Origin of the sequence: Paraliobacillus zengyii, assembly GCF_003268595.1 — a bacterium.
GTDB classification, from domain to species: domain Bacteria; phylum Bacillota; class Bacilli; order Bacillales; family Amphibacillaceae; genus Paraliobacillus_A; species Paraliobacillus_A zengyii.
The window spans coordinates 3,275,855-3,289,341 of sequence record NZ_CP029797.1 but is presented as its reverse complement, the minus strand read 5'-3'; the positions used below and the strand labels follow the sequence as shown (position 1 = coordinate 3,289,341).

The window sequence follows — 13,487 nt, the reverse complement described above, 5'->3', positions numbered from 1 at the left end:
TTAGGGTATCGTATTTTTCTAGTTCTTTAAACCGTAGTGCTTAGCTTGACGGCTATGAGGCACGGCTTCAGCTAACTCGGAAGCAAAGAACACTTCCGAGTGGATCTTCAGCCCATGCTATTCCTGCTGGAGAATCGACCATTGGCTTCCTCCGCTGGTTTGTAGTAAAAAAATGAAGAAATGACTAATCTATTTTACTGGCAATTAACATATAAGAAGAGATTACAATTATTTAATAAAATAGCTTTTTATTTTCTGGGAATATCAACCACCTGAGTTGCTAATTTAGCTACCACCCCATTTATCAAGCCGCTAATTCTTACTTGTAATTGCGTGCAAACAAATGAATAAGAACTATATCAGCGAAGGAAGCAAATGCTTGACACTCCTACGGGAACAGCGAATGTTTTTGATGGGATGAGTAATCGCAATCCCACGAGCCGAAGATCCACTTGGTAAAGTGTTTTTCTTTACCAAGTTAGCTGAGGCCGTGCCCGTGGAAAGGGAAAGCATTTGCTGACGTAGCGGGTAAGACCAAAATGTTACGTAGCAGTTGATGATAATTTAGTCATAAACTATAAATGATTTAGATATTAATAACAAAACACGTATCCGTTATGGATGCGTGTTTTGTTATTAACGTAAAAGGTAAGAGAATCCTGCAATTGCTAATGAAATGGCGGCTATTAAACCTGTATATAATGCAAACTTTGTCCTGGAATTACGGTGTTTGCTTGTTTCCGATTGATAACTAGATCGTTCTCGATGTGTACGGACAGTTGTCGGAAGACCACCAATAAGAAGCATCGAAATAATCAAGGCAATAACGCCAATAATAAGGAAAAATGACACATCAACACTCCTCTCTAGAAAGTTACGTAGCAATATAGTACATATTTATATTACGAATAAATTTTATCAAAAGTTTCATTTAAACGTATCTGTTTAAAGTTCGATCTACAGCGGTCCCGTAACCTTCACCGAATAAGGTTAAATGGACCAGAAGATAATAAAGTTGGTATAACGGTTTCACATCATTATAGTAATCTTCAATCGGCATGACTTCCTTGTAGGCGTTGTAAAAGTCCTGTGGAAACCCGCCAAATAATTCTGTGAAAGCTAATTCAAATAAATGATCACCATAAAAAACAGCAGGGTCAATTAGAAATGGTTTACCATTAGCGCCAGTTAACCAATTTCCGCCCCAAAGATCCCCATGTAATAAAGAAGCTTTAGGGTTAGCAGGAAGCCATTTATCAATATGATTAATTAATTTTTCTAATTTAGCATAGCGTTCGTTTGATAATCTGCCTCGTTCATTTGCGAGATGAAGTTGCGGAAGTAAACGATAATCACGCATATAACTTATCCACGTATCGGTAAAATCGTTTACTTGTGCTAAGGATCCGATAAAACCATCTTGGTCTAACCCGTATTTTTCGTGATGATGTTGATGAAGTGCAGCAACTTGCTCCCCTAATTCAATTGTCGACTTTTCTGTTGATTTCCCTTCAATCCAATCCATTACGAGTATGGCATGTTCATGTTGCTTTGGTTCATTGTAGTAATGGACTGTTGGAACAGCGATTGTATTTGTATTCTTAATTAACTGAATTCCATTTGCTTCAAACGTAAAAAAGTTGGCCGGTACATGTTGATTTGTTTTTACAAAGTAATTTTTATTGTTTGTTTCCACACGATATGCTTGGTTAATATCTCCACCTGAGAAAGATCTAATAGTCTCAATAGTCGCATTTGGATTGATTTTTTCTATTGCTTCGTGTATGATTCGATTCAATCTGTTCACTTCCTTTACTTAATTATAAATGCTTATTTGGCATAATTTCAAATGCTATCCATTTCAACTAAAGGATTTGAATTGTATAATAGGAAAAGAAGTTTTAGGGAGGCATAAAAAGTGATAACAAATAAAAAAGTACTGCAAAAAATGCAGCAAGAAGTACAAACTGCACTTACAAAACACGACCAACTAAGTGAAGTGAAAGAACATGCTCGAGCAATTCAGTTATTATGTGATTTAGTTTTAGATACGGAAGAAACTGAAAATGTAGCTAATTCTACACATGTACAAACACACGATGCGCAAGAAGAGCTAGAACTTCGAAAAATGATGGGCGAGTCACCTGCATCATCAAAACCTACTGTTACAAATGGCTCACCTCAATCAAAGCCTCTTGTTGAAGAGGACGCTAATGGGGATTCGTTATTTGATTTTTAAATAGGGAAATGTGTTATTTAATAAAAAAATATTAGGAGGATGGAACAATGAAGTTTTTTTTATTACTTGGAATTATTAATGGATTTATCGCAGTTGCATTAGGAGCATTTGGTGCACATGGACTAGAAGGTAAGATTTCTGAAAAGGCAATAGCTACATGGGAGAAGGCCGTTCAATATCAAATGTTTCATACTGTCGCATTACTAGCTACAGGTTTTTTATTAGCGAAGTATCAAATCACAAGTGTCTCTTTGGCAGGCTGGTTTTTTCTAGCGGGAATTATTCTTTTTTCGGGTAGCTTGTACATCTATTCAACAACCGCGATCAAAACATTTGCATTAATCACACCGCTTGGAGGCGTAGCTTTCTTAGTAGGTTGGATATTACTTGGATATGCTGTAATGAAAGTTGTTTAATTTATAACCTATATTATGTAAAATACAAATAACTAACAAAGACTAGGATTAGAATAACACGTAAAACATGATAGGCAAATTGAATGGTATCATGATTCTTCCATTCAATAAGCCCTTCACATAATAGGTTAACAGCTAGCATAAGACAAGTTACATATGCAAGAAATATGTACCCAGAGAACACTGTTATAATACCGAATACTATTGCTAAAAGTAACGTTAAAAATTGTAATTGTAATAACCTTTCATGTGGATGTCTCATCATGCTTTTCCTCCAAATAAAGTAGTCCTTGCCTCTTGATTAAAAAGCAAGGACTTCTTATTTCTCGGTGCAACCGACCGAAGTGCTCTCCCTTTAAAACATGAGGTGAAATGAAGCTGTTTAAGCGAGAGTTGCAACGGACGGTAATTTAACTAAAAAACAGTGTGGAAAGAGAAAAAGATACCTTACTGCTGAAGTTTTACTTTATCAATTAGCGGGCACCAGGAATATCGTAATTTATCTCCCCATCAAATGTAATATAATCTAAATAGACCATTAATAAGAGATAGCGTTTCGTAGTCTCTGGATCACTAAGGATAATATGATCTCTACCAGCTGCTTCGATTACGCCTTTAAACACTTTTGCATTCCAGCGATCGTTATTTTCAAAAGTCATATAAACAGTGGCTACTTTTCCTTTGTTTAGGCGCAAAATATTCTCAATGTAGGATTCTTCTAAAGGTAACATCCCTGGTACTTGGCTATAAGAAGGTTGATTTTGAGTAGGGCTTGTAAAGGCTTGTGCAGGATAATAAGCTGGTTGTTGGTAGCCTTGTTGATACATCCCAGGTGTGTAACCATAGCTAGGCATTTGTTGTGGCTGATACATCGTCTGTCCTTGTAATCCTTGTTGCTGTGTAACTTTGGGAGTTGGTTGCCCCGGCATTGGTTGCGCTTGAGCCATATATCCTCCAGCAGGTGTTTGGCGTTGCTTCTTTTCATCAGTCATTTATTATTCGCTCCTCTCATTATTTTACTTATATATGTGACTTCGTTAGCCCACATGAATCGTGCTAATAAATCTACTTCTTCTTTCATATCGTTCACAACAGCCATGCATTCACCTCATTTTGTTAAGAAATTCTCCACTACCTATACTTATGCATGGGCGAAAGAAAAATGATTGAAAATGGAAAGATAATTCATCTTCTAAAGGACTTTTATTAAGTTACTTGTATTTTCACTAATAAATAGCAATCTTTTATTTAGAAAATCACCCAATAAAAAAAGCCCCACATATGTGAGGCTTTCCTAATTTAGATGTGTAAAAATGTAGGGACAGTATCTTTTGTTAAAATATTACCAACGTAAAATGCACCAAATTCGCCATATTTAGCACTTACTTCATCAAAGCGCATTTCATATACCAATTTTTTAATATCTATTGCATCTTTGGCAAACAACGTAACACTCCATTCCCAATCATCAAAACCCATGGAACCAGTAATGATTTGTCTAATTCGTCCTGCATATTTACGTCCAGTCAAACTGTGTTCATACATTAAGTTACGACGGTCTTCCATTGGTAGGGAATACCAGTTTTCATCACCTTGTCGCCGCTTGTCCATTGGATAGAAACAAATATATTCCCATTTAGGTAAACGAGGTCGTAAACGTGCTTGTGTTCCAGGATTATCTTCTGAATTTTCTCCTTCTTTAACCATATATTTAGACAACTCGACAACTGATACATAAGAATAACTTTGCGTTGTAAAAGCAGCGAGGGATGATTTATTGAACTTTAATTCAGCTTCATTTAATTCTTTCATCGTTGGACGTAAGATCATAAAAATCATATCTGCCTTATGTCCGATAATGGAATAGACAGCATTACTTCCGGTTTTTGCTTCATCAATTTCTTCCCAATTTGATAAAAGTGATTGGAATTCTGCCAAAGCTGCATCTCTTGTTTCAGTTGAAGCAGCTTTCCAAGCGCCCCAGTTTATTTTGCGGAGGTCATGTAAACAATACCAACCATCCATTGTTTCTACTGCTTGTGCCATATTAATCTCTCCTTATTTTATAATTGTTATAATCTAAAAGTACTCATTGTTTTTAATATAACATAATTCGGGAATAGTAATCATACTGGAAGTTTTAATTTTAGTGATTTTAATCGTTGCTTCATAACGTATTGTCATAATTTAGACAAGATTTAATTCTAAAATGATTCAGACAGAAAGTAGCGTCTTTTCTAACGTAAAGAGGTAGGAAGTGAATAAAAGGGAAAGGAGAGGACGAGATCAAGCCAATGATTGAAAAAAAATAATCAGTAACACTTTCATTCACACACAAAAAGGCGTATTATATATAACAGAATAGATTTTGGAGGGTAAAAACATGAGCGATTTATATGAAATGTTAAAAGGTAGATTAAAAGGAAATAGCAGAAGAATTGTATTCCCAGAAGGATCAGATGAAAGAATTCTACAAGCTGCAAGTAAATTAGGCGAGGAAGGTTTAGTTCAACCTGTACTAGTCGGATTAAGAGATAAATTAGAACAGCAAGCGAAAGAATTGAATGTTTCTTTAGCAAATGTGGAAATTATTGATCCTAATAAATATGAAGCATTTGATGAAATGGTTGCGAGCTTTGTTGAACGACGAAAAGGAAAAGCAACAGAAGAAGCTGCACGTAAAATGCTTTTAGATGAAAATTACTTTGGTACTATGCTTGTTTATATGAACAAAGCAGACGGGTTAGTAAGTGGTGCGGTGCATTCTACTGCTGACACGGTTCGTCCTGCTTTACAAATTATTAAGACAAAAGAGGGAATTAAAAAGACATCTGGTGTATTCATAATGGTTCGCGATGAAGAGAAGTATGTATTTGCGGATTGTGCGATAAATATTGCGCCAGATAGCCAAGACTTAGCTGAAATTGCTTTAGCAAGTGCTGATACAGCTAGCTTATTTAATATTGATCCACGCGTTGCGATGTTAAGTTTTTCAACGAAAGGATCTGCAAAATCTGAAGAAACAGATAAAGTAGCAGAGGCTGTAAGAATTGCTAAGGAACAACGTCCGGAATTAACATTAGATGGCGAATTTCAATTCGATGCGGCATTTGTTCCTAGTGTAGCAGAGAAAAAAGCACCAGATGCAGACATTAAAGGTGATGCAAACGTATTTGTATTCCCTGGATTAGAAGCAGGAAATATTGGTTATAAAATCGCTCAACGTTTAGGAAACTTTGATGCTGTCGGACCAATTTTACAAGGGTTAAATAAACCAGTAAATGATTTATCTCGTGGTTGTAACACAGATGATGTTTATAAATTAGCGATCATCACTGCAGCACAATCTGTATAATATTTATGAAGAAAGGTTCCGCTGAAAAAGACGGAGCCTTTTCTGTATCTTTTGGGAGGGATTTAATTGCTTACAATAAATCGTGTCGTACTTCATCACCTGATAATGGAATATAAATACCCGTTTGTGACAAGTTTTGGGCGTGTGGAGCATAAGGACTTTTATATCATAGAAGTTATTGATGAAGATGGAATTAGTGGTTTTGGTGAAACAGAAGCATTTACAACTCCCTGGTATACAGAAGAAACAACGGAAACAAATCGACATGTGATAGAAAGATTTTTAGTTCCTTTGGTAGTAGCATCGCCAATTTCTCATCCAGAGGAGGTTGCGGAACGTTTTCAAAAGGTTCGTCGTAATAACATGGCAAAAGCGGCTGTAGAGAGCGCTGTTTGGGATTTGTTTGCGAAAAAGATGAATCGACCTTTATATCAGCTAATTGGTGGAACTAAACAAGTAATCGATGTTGGTGTTAGTATTGGCCTTCAGACATCTACGAATCAACTTTTAAAAGTGATTGATGACAAGCTTGCTTTTGGATACAAGCGAGTTAAGTTAAAAGTTAAGCCTGGTAATGATGTGGAACTTGTTCGAGAAGTGAGACGAGTGTTTCCTGCGATTGATTTAATGGTAGATGCGAATTCTGCCTATAAATTATCCGATTTAAAAATTTTAAAACAGTTAGATCAATTTAATTTACAAATGATTGAGCAACCATTAGCGAATGATGATTTTGTTGAACATGCATCTTTACAAAAACAATTACAGACACCAATTTGCTTGGATGAAAGTATTCATACATATAGTGATGTGAAAACTGCAGTAGCACTTGGTAGCTGTCAAATTATTAATGTGAAAATGAGTCGTGTAGGTGGAATTCAGGCTGTTAAAGAAATAGAAAAGTATGCAACAGAACATAATGTGAGTCTTTGGTGTGGTGGCATGCTTGAAGCAGGTGTTGGAAGAGCGCATAGTCTTGCGGTGGCGAGTTTAGGACAATTCACATTGCCAGGAGACACAGCAGCATCAGAGAACTATTGGCATCGCGATATTATTGCACCAGCTGTGCATGTGAAAAATGGCCAAGTTCAGATACCAAATAAATCAGGAATTGGATACGAAGTTGACAGAGACGCGCTAAAGCACTTTACAGTAGAAAAAATAGTTATCAATAAAAATAGCACGGACTAATCAAGCGGAAGTCCGCACTAATCCGTCGGAGCATGCATTAATTCGGCGGAAGCCGCACTAATTCAGCGGGAGTCCGCACTAATCCGTCGGAGTCACGCAGTAATTCGGCGGAAGCATGCATTAATTCAGCGGAAGGGCGCCATAATCCGTCGGAGTCCGCACTAATTCGGCGGAGTGCGCAATAATTCAGCGGAAGTCCGCCATAATCCGTCGGAGCACGCCTTAATTCAGCGGAAGTCCGCACTAATCCGTCGGAGTCACGCAATAATTCGGCGGAAAGACGCCATAATCCGTCGGAAGACTTCATCAAACATAGTCAAAAAGCACTCGTTAAGCTAAATCACCGAGTGCTTTTTGATTTCTATCAATCATATGTTGTTTTCTTTTTTTATATTCGATACTTTCTTCGTCCGTTAAATCAGTTTGATCACTTTCTGAAGTCAAATTATCCAATAGATGTGTAAGTTTATCTTTTACTTGATCGACTGTAATCTGCTCGCCAATTAGTTCGGATAAGGAACGCATGGTATCAGGTTTTACGGTTGGATAAGTGAATTTCGATGTTTCCCCTCTTAAGCCAAGATTGTAAAAATGTCGAATTAATTCTGCTCGTTCTTGTCCGTCACCTTCTACTGAAAGATAAATTTGAACAGCTATTCCGTCACGAACTCGTCGTTGAGAAATGCCAGCAAATTTTTTGCCATTGATACTTAAATCATATTCCCCCGGACAATAGGATCCAACAACCTCAAATGCTTTAATTTCATCTGTGTAATCTGTTAATAAATCTTGAATGAATGCGACCATGATATCGTATCCTTGATGAATGCCTACTGTATTTCCGCCAGAAAGTAAGAGTGATATATTAAGTACACCTGAATCAAGTACGACGGCTAATCCCCCAGAGTTTCGGACAACCGTTTGGTAACCTTGACTTTGCAACCAGCGCACAGCTTCCTCCATATAAGGTAAGCGAGCATCTGAAATTCCCAAGACGACCGTTTTGTCGTGTACCCATAATCGAATCGTGTGTGGTGCTGTATGTTTACTAACAGACAGAGCGATTGCATCATCATAAGCAAATGAATCCATTGCCTTTTCCGTTACGCTAGGATCACTGTGGTCAATTAGTCGATATGTTTTTCCAGTAAAAAAAGTTTTCCAATCTATCATGTGTTGTGCTCCTTCGTATGTAGCTATTATTTTCAATAGTTTTGATTTGTTTAAAGCTAGTACCTCTTTTAGAATAACCAAAACTATTATATAATGAAATAATAAATTGTGCAGACAAAAAGGTAGAGGAAAGGAATAGAATATGGCTTATAAGGACGAACAATTATATGAAGAAAAAGTTTTTAAAGACCCTGTTCATCGCTATGTTCACGTGAAAGATCGTGTGATATGGGATCTTATTGGAACTGCTGAATTTCAGCGTTTACGTCGAATTAAACAGTTAGGTACAGCTTATGTCACCTTTCACGGAGCAGAACATAGTCGTTTCAATCATTCCTTAGGTGTATATGAAATTGTTCGGCGAATATTGTTTAATTTTGAAGGAAGACCTAATTGGAATAAAGACGAGCGTCTTCTCAGTCTATGTGCTGCATTATTGCACGATCTAGGTCATGGCCCATTTTCTCATTCTTTTGAAAAGGTTTTTAAATTAGATCACGAAGACTTTACAAAAAAAATAATTTTAGGAAATACAGAAATTAATCAGATATTACGTAAAGTTGATGTAGATTTCCCACAAAAAGTGGCAGATGTCATTAATAAGACGTATGAAGATCAATTAGTGGTTAGTATGATTTCAAGTCAGATTGATGCTGATCGAATGGATTATTTACAACGAGATGCCTATTTTACTGGTGTTAGTTATGGTCATTTTGATATGGAACGTATTTTACGTGTCATGCGTCCTCTTGAAGATCAGGTCGTGATTAAAGCTTCTGGTATGCATGCAGTAGAGGACTATATTATGAGTCGCTATCAAATGTATTGGCAAGTTTATTTCCATCCGGTTAGTAGAAGTGCAGAAGTCATTTTATCAAAAATTCTACATCGTGCAAAAGATTTATATCAAGCGGATTACGCCTTTTCCTTAGAACCAACACATTTCCTATCTATTTTTGCAGGAAAGGTAACAGTGAAAGATTATTTGCGATTGGATGAATCAATTGTTCTTTATTACTTTCAAATGTGGCAGGAGGAAACCGATCCTATTTTAAAAGATTTATGTCGTCGTTTTATGAATCGTAATTTGTTTAAATATATTGAATTTAATCCTAATTTACAAATGAAAGAATCGATAGAATTAACACGTTTATTTACAGAAGTAGGAATAGATCCAGCATATTATCTTGTTGTCGATTCATCCTCTGATTTACCATATGATTTTTATCGTCCTGGCGAAGAGGGCGAGCGATTACCAATTAACTTATTAATGCCGAATAAATCGTTAGAAGAATTATCAAGGCAATCTGACATTGTTGAATCAATTTCAGGGAAAAAGAGAACAGATCATAAGTTGTATTTTCCGTTGGATTTTGTTCAAACATTACCTGATGATAACCCGAAAAAGGCAAGAATAGAAGTTTTACTAGGCTTGCGTAAAGAATAAGGGATACAGGTCTGGAATAATTTTTACTAAGTTTGGAATAGGAGATGTTTGTATGTTAGCAAATCATGCTAAACTGATGAAGTTTTTCATGACTTCCGGCGAAATTGTTGGCCGAAAAAAATTACAGAAGATGATTTATATCTTAAAACAGTGTGAGGTCCCTTTTGAAGAAAAATTTGAATTTCATTTTTACGGACCTTATTCAGAAGAATTATCTTTGAGAATGGAAGAGTTATGTAACTTAGGTTTTATTGCAGAACAGAAGGAAAAAAAGAGCAATTATTATCAATATCGTTATACAATGACAGCAGATGGAGAAGACTTTCTTGAACAATCCGAAGTAAACCTTCCATCATTTGAAGATAAAATAGTAAAGATGAAAGAAAAAAGTTCGCGTTTTTTGGAACTTGTGTCTACGATGCTTTATTTTAGCGAGTTAACCAAAACAGAAGTGGAAGAAAAAGTGCAAGTCGTGAAGAAAAGTTCAAATTACACACCAGCCGATATCGATGAAGCTTGGACGTTTATTAACGAATTGCAATAAACGCTTTAGCAAAAAAACTTTTAGTACGTTAAACAGAAAAGCACAGCAACCAATGCTGTGCTTTTTACTGTTCATAGATTTGTTGTTAATTTTTAGAATTTTCATTATAATAAAAATAGTAATTGGAAAGGAGTTGTAAAATTGCACAGGATCGTACGTTTTTTTCTATATTACATAGCAGGATTAATTGGCATCATTCTCGTTAGTAGTGCACCTATATTATTTCAACCTTCAGACCTATTGAACCTATCTCCATATATAGATCAAGTTATCTCGCTTGTAAAAGCATTAGGTCAACCAGATAGCTGGACATATTTTTACTTAGATCGGGAGTTATCCGTTTTTTCAATGATATGGAATCCTTATCTATATTCGATAAAATTATTTGTTGGAGCTATTATTCTAGGTTTTTTTGTTGCATTTATATTAGGTATCGTAACGATGTTTTTACCGAAAATACTGATGCAATCTATTAAACGCTTACTAGGATTTATGGAATCTATTCCAGATTTGATGGTGGCTTTTTTGTTACAGTTAGGTGTTGTTACGATTTTTCAACACACTGATATTTTACTGATGCGTTTTGTTACATTAGGCGATGAACGTATCTTTTTAGCACCTGTTGTGGTTTTATCTTTTTTGCCAATGGTCTCCCTCTATCGAATCCTTATCTTATTGATGGAAGAAGAGCTGACAAAAGAATATATTGAATTGGCTCGAAGTAAAGGGATTAGGCAAAGTTATATTTTAGTGAAACATGTGCTGCGTAATATTATGAAGAGTGTTTTCTACCAGTCAAAAATTATTGTTTGGACAACGTTATCCAGTTTATTTGTTATTGAATACATGTTTAATATTAATGGAATCTCTAGTTTTGTGATGACAGACTTTCGTTCGATTATCCTTGCTGTCGTTCTATGGTTGGTTTTCACACCATTATTTATCCTTTACCAAGGCGTCGAGATATTCATTTTTAACGAATCATATGATTCACATCCGGTAGCTCCAATAAGACGAACAAACCATTGGCAAACGTTTAAACAATTGGGGGTTCGAAAATGAAATTTGGCTATCAATTGCTAAAAGGACTAGGAGCGCATTTTAAAAACCCCAAGTTCCTCATTGGCTTCCTGATCATCTTTGGAATGCTAGTCGTCAGCGTGGTCCACTCGATTATCCAAGAAGAACCCGTTCGACAGTATGTATTGGTTTATGATGAAGATGGTGGTCTAGTAAGTTCTAAACCGCATCCACCTTCCAAATATGTGCCGATGGGCAGTGATCTGCTTGGATATAGTATTATGGATCAATTAATTACAGGAGCGAAATATACGATCCTTTTTGCTAGTGGGATTGCTTTATTGCGTATGTTAGTTGGATTTCTATTTGCAATTCCATATGTGTTTTTACTGAGCAATAAGTGGAGAAAGATGTTTGAAAAAGTAGTAGACAGCTTTCACTACTTGCCGTTAACTGTTCTTGCACTTGTATTATTATCACCTTTTATAATGGGGTCAACAACGGGATTTGAATATAGTTTCACGGAACGTATTCTTGTACAAGGACTTATCTTGACCATTCTAGTTGTGCCGCTTCTTACCGTTTTAATAGGAAATGAAATGCGTTTAATTCTAGAAAAGGAGTTTATCACTGGGGCGAGGGTTTTAGGTGCATCTAATCGACAAATTATTAAGAAACATGTGATGCCACATTTAAGTGCCAGATTAGGGCTGATCTTTGGCCAACAGTTTATTCAAGTATTAGTCCTACTCATTCATTTAGGTTTATTTGGTTTATTCTTAGGTGGAACAAGTGTCATGTATGATGAATTTCACAAATCACCACCACATTCTGTCACATATGAATGGTCTGGGCTCATTAGTAATACAAGGGAAGCGTTTATGACTGGTTATTATTGGATTGTTGTACCTGTCTTTCTTGCATTTATAATCGTGATTATTTCTATGCAGCTTATTGTAGAAGGCATCCAAGAGGTACAGCAGAGAAGAATTGGTGTGGGAATAAAAGGTTCAAGATCGATAAGAAGTTTATTTCATCGGAAGAGTAAACCAAAGGAAAGCTCTGTTAAAGAAGTAACAGTGAAACCAGAAGACTTTCATTTCTTATAAAGAAAACCCTAGTTACGTATGGTTACGTTACTAGGGTTTTCTATTCATTAATCTATCAGACGTTTACCACCGACACCATATTGACTTTTATCAATATCTTCAATAAATACAACGACTTTCTCTTTGGAAGCTCCAGTTGTTTCACTAACTGCCTCTGTAACCTTTTCTATGAGTGCTTTCTTTTGGTCGTCTGTTCGGCCCTCTAACATTTTTACTGTAACGTATGGCATAATAATTCACTCCTTTTCTATCACCATTATACTTAAATTAGGATGTGAATTCATTTCTGAGGTTTGCAAGATGAAAAATGGTTACGCAATATGCTACAATAACACCATATAAGAGAAGTCATGTAGGAGGATTTTAATTATGTCTAATGAAGATGGATCAAAGCAAAAGAAAAGTAATGCTTTTACAATAATGAAAGACGATTCGACAGCAGGTCATGGTGGTTATGGTGTTGGTTCAGTTAGTTTGGAAAATATATCACCAGTAATTATTGATCCAAATGAAAGCCATGCTTTTGTTGATATGGGTGCGATGCATGCCAGAAGTGAAATCGAGCGACGCGTGAAATTTCTACCAAACAAAGATGAAGTGCCAAACGGCCTTTTATATTGGATTGTCTGGGTAACCGTTGAACGAGGCGAGAATGGTCCATATTACCATGGTGTTGCAGGTAGTGAAGTTCGTGTAGATCGATCAATCAAGCGGGCTTACAAATCAATGCCTGAGCATGTTACACATATGGATAAGTCCATGAAAGGCTACTATATAGTAGAACATATGGATGATGCATCGAAGAAATTATTAGCTGATTTTTTACGTGAATTTGATCCGAAAATGTGGGAAAATGCACCGGATGAATTAAAAGATGCACTCCCAGCACAATAGCACGCACAAAAAAGGATTCTGCAGAGAGCAGAATCCTTTTTCTTCGTACGCAACTGACGAACTTGACATAAACTCTGTCGTAGTTAGAGTTTATGCTTA

The 13,487-nt window shown here is 36.2% G+C and carries 16 protein-coding genes; 9 read left to right on the top strand and 7 right to left on the bottom strand.

The window, feature by feature from the left end:
- Nucleotides 1-636 precede the first annotated feature (636 nt).
- The gene (locus DM447_RS16280; RefSeq protein ID WP_112182241.1) at nucleotides 637-852 is read right to left on the bottom strand and encodes a DUF5316 family protein; all 216 of its coding nucleotides are present in this window, start codon (nucleotides 850-852) and stop codon (nucleotides 637-639) included.
- Nucleotides 853-931: 79 nt separating this feature from the next.
- Nucleotides 932-1,807 carry a fructosamine kinase family protein gene (locus DM447_RS16275; RefSeq protein ID WP_422385904.1) on the bottom strand — a complete coding sequence of 292 codons (876 nt, stop codon included), beginning with the start codon at nucleotides 1,805-1,807 and terminating at the stop codon, nucleotides 932-934.
- A 111-nt stretch (nucleotides 1,808-1,918) separates the two neighbouring features.
- Between DM447_RS16275 and DM447_RS16270 the strand changes: the two genes are divergently transcribed.
- Nucleotides 1,919-2,239 (top strand): YwdI family protein, encoded by a 321-nt coding sequence (locus DM447_RS16270; RefSeq protein ID WP_112182240.1) that lies wholly within the window; start codon nucleotides 1,919-1,921, stop codon nucleotides 2,237-2,239.
- Between the two features lie 47 nt (nucleotides 2,240-2,286).
- Nucleotides 2,287-2,655, top strand: a complete 369-nt coding sequence (locus tag DM447_RS16265; RefSeq protein ID WP_112182239.1) for a DUF423 domain-containing protein — start codon at nucleotides 2,287-2,289, stop codon at nucleotides 2,653-2,655.
- A gap of 13 nt (nucleotides 2,656-2,668) precedes the next feature.
- On the opposite strand, the gene DM447_RS16260 is transcribed toward DM447_RS16265, so the two are convergent.
- The 3 genes from DM447_RS16260 to hemQ all read right to left on the bottom strand — a co-directional run bounded on the left by DM447_RS16260 (nucleotide 2,669) and on the right by hemQ (nucleotide 4,701).
- The gene (locus tag DM447_RS16260) at nucleotides 2,669-2,917 is read right to left on the bottom strand and encodes a hypothetical protein (RefSeq protein WP_112182238.1); all 249 of its coding nucleotides are present in this window, start codon (nucleotides 2,915-2,917) and stop codon (nucleotides 2,669-2,671) included.
- 211 nt (nucleotides 2,918-3,128) lie between these two features.
- Nucleotides 3,129-3,647 carry a spore coat protein GerQ gene (gene gerQ / locus DM447_RS16255; protein WP_232824324.1) on the bottom strand — a complete coding sequence of 173 codons (519 nt, stop codon included), beginning with the start codon at nucleotides 3,645-3,647 and terminating at the stop codon, nucleotides 3,129-3,131.
- 307 nt (nucleotides 3,648-3,954) lie between these two features.
- On the bottom strand, nucleotides 3,955-4,701 hold the full coding sequence (gene hemQ, locus DM447_RS16250; RefSeq protein ID WP_112182237.1) for a hydrogen peroxide-dependent heme synthase: 747 nt from the start codon (nucleotides 4,699-4,701) through the stop codon (nucleotides 3,955-3,957).
- 337 nt (nucleotides 4,702-5,038) lie between these two features.
- On the opposite strand from hemQ, the gene pta reads away from it, so the two are divergent.
- On the top strand, nucleotides 5,039-6,010 hold the full coding sequence (gene pta, locus DM447_RS16245) for a phosphate acetyltransferase (protein ID WP_112182236.1): 972 nt from the start codon (nucleotides 5,039-5,041) through the stop codon (nucleotides 6,008-6,010).
- Nucleotides 6,011-6,115: 105 nt separating this feature from the next.
- Nucleotides 6,116-7,201, top strand: coding sequence for an o-succinylbenzoate synthase (gene menC, locus DM447_RS16240; protein WP_112182769.1), 1,086 nt, complete (start codon nucleotides 6,116-6,118; stop codon nucleotides 7,199-7,201).
- A 330-nt stretch (nucleotides 7,202-7,531) separates the two neighbouring features.
- Here menC and DM447_RS16235 read toward each other — a convergent pair whose 3' ends face one another.
- Nucleotides 7,532-8,374 (bottom strand): lipoate--protein ligase family protein, encoded by an 843-nt coding sequence (locus DM447_RS16235; RefSeq protein ID WP_112182235.1) that lies wholly within the window; start codon nucleotides 8,372-8,374, stop codon nucleotides 7,532-7,534.
- 142 nt (nucleotides 8,375-8,516) lie between these two features.
- Between DM447_RS16235 and DM447_RS16230 the strand changes: the two genes are divergently transcribed.
- The 4 genes from DM447_RS16230 to DM447_RS16215 all read left to right on the top strand — a co-directional run bounded on the left by DM447_RS16230 (nucleotide 8,517) and on the right by DM447_RS16215 (nucleotide 12,494).
- On the top strand, nucleotides 8,517-9,821 hold the full coding sequence (locus DM447_RS16230; protein WP_112182234.1) for an HD domain-containing protein: 1,305 nt from the start codon (nucleotides 8,517-8,519) through the stop codon (nucleotides 9,819-9,821).
- A gap of 52 nt (nucleotides 9,822-9,873) precedes the next feature.
- Nucleotides 9,874-10,365 carry a YwgA family protein gene (locus DM447_RS16225; protein WP_112182233.1) on the top strand — a complete coding sequence of 164 codons (492 nt, stop codon included), beginning with the start codon at nucleotides 9,874-9,876 and terminating at the stop codon, nucleotides 10,363-10,365.
- A 141-nt stretch (nucleotides 10,366-10,506) separates the two neighbouring features.
- Nucleotides 10,507-11,427 (top strand): ABC transporter permease subunit, encoded by a 921-nt coding sequence (locus DM447_RS16220; RefSeq protein ID WP_112182232.1) that lies wholly within the window; start codon nucleotides 10,507-10,509, stop codon nucleotides 11,425-11,427.
- Nucleotides 11,424-12,494, top strand: coding sequence for an ABC transporter permease subunit (locus tag DM447_RS16215; RefSeq protein WP_112182231.1), 1,071 nt, complete (start codon nucleotides 11,424-11,426; stop codon nucleotides 12,492-12,494). The genes DM447_RS16220 and DM447_RS16215 overlap by 4 nt, the downstream gene beginning before the upstream one ends.
- Nucleotides 12,495-12,541: 47 nt before the next feature.
- Here DM447_RS16215 and DM447_RS16210 read toward each other — a convergent pair whose 3' ends face one another.
- Nucleotides 12,542-12,724 carry a 2-hydroxymuconate tautomerase gene (locus DM447_RS16210; RefSeq protein ID WP_112182230.1) on the bottom strand — a complete coding sequence of 61 codons (183 nt, stop codon included), beginning with the start codon at nucleotides 12,722-12,724 and terminating at the stop codon, nucleotides 12,542-12,544.
- 139 nt (nucleotides 12,725-12,863) lie between these two features.
- Here DM447_RS16210 and DM447_RS16205 point away from each other — a divergent pair, with 139 nt between their 5' ends.
- Complete coding sequence (locus DM447_RS16205) at nucleotides 12,864-13,388, top strand: YwhD family protein (protein WP_112182229.1); 525 nt, start codon at nucleotides 12,864-12,866, stop codon at nucleotides 13,386-13,388.
- Nucleotides 13,389-13,487 lie beyond the last annotated feature (99 nt).

Coding starts and splice junctions, on each gene's coding strand:
- DM447_RS16265 (WP_112182239.1), top strand. CDS start 2,287: ATGAAGTTTTTTTTATTACTTGGAATTATTAATGGATTTATCGCAGTT.
- DM447_RS16260 (WP_112182238.1), bottom strand. CDS start 2,917: ATGAGACATCCACATGAAAGGTTATTACAATTACAATTTTTAACGTTA.
- gerQ (WP_232824324.1), bottom strand. CDS start 3,647: ATGACTGATGAAAAGAAGCAACGCCAAACACCTGCTGGAGGATATATG.
- hemQ (WP_112182237.1), bottom strand. CDS start 4,701: ATGGCACAAGCAGTAGAAACAATGGATGGTTGGTATTGTTTACATGAC.
- pta (WP_112182236.1), top strand. CDS start 5,039: ATGAGCGATTTATATGAAATGTTAAAAGGTAGATTAAAAGGAAATAGC.
- menC (WP_112182769.1), top strand. CDS start 6,116: ATGGAATATAAATACCCGTTTGTGACAAGTTTTGGGCGTGTGGAGCAT.
- DM447_RS16235 (WP_112182235.1), bottom strand. CDS start 8,374: ATGATAGATTGGAAAACTTTTTTTACTGGAAAAACATATCGACTAATT.
- DM447_RS16230 (WP_112182234.1), top strand. CDS start 8,517: ATGGCTTATAAGGACGAACAATTATATGAAGAAAAAGTTTTTAAAGAC.
- DM447_RS16225 (WP_112182233.1), top strand. CDS start 9,874: ATGTTAGCAAATCATGCTAAACTGATGAAGTTTTTCATGACTTCCGGC.
- DM447_RS16215 (WP_112182231.1), top strand. CDS start 11,424: ATGAAATTTGGCTATCAATTGCTAAAAGGACTAGGAGCGCATTTTAAA.
- DM447_RS16210 (WP_112182230.1), bottom strand. CDS start 12,724: ATGCCATACGTTACAGTAAAAATGTTAGAGGGCCGAACAGACGACCAA.
- DM447_RS16205 (WP_112182229.1), top strand. CDS start 12,864: ATGTCTAATGAAGATGGATCAAAGCAAAAGAAAAGTAATGCTTTTACA.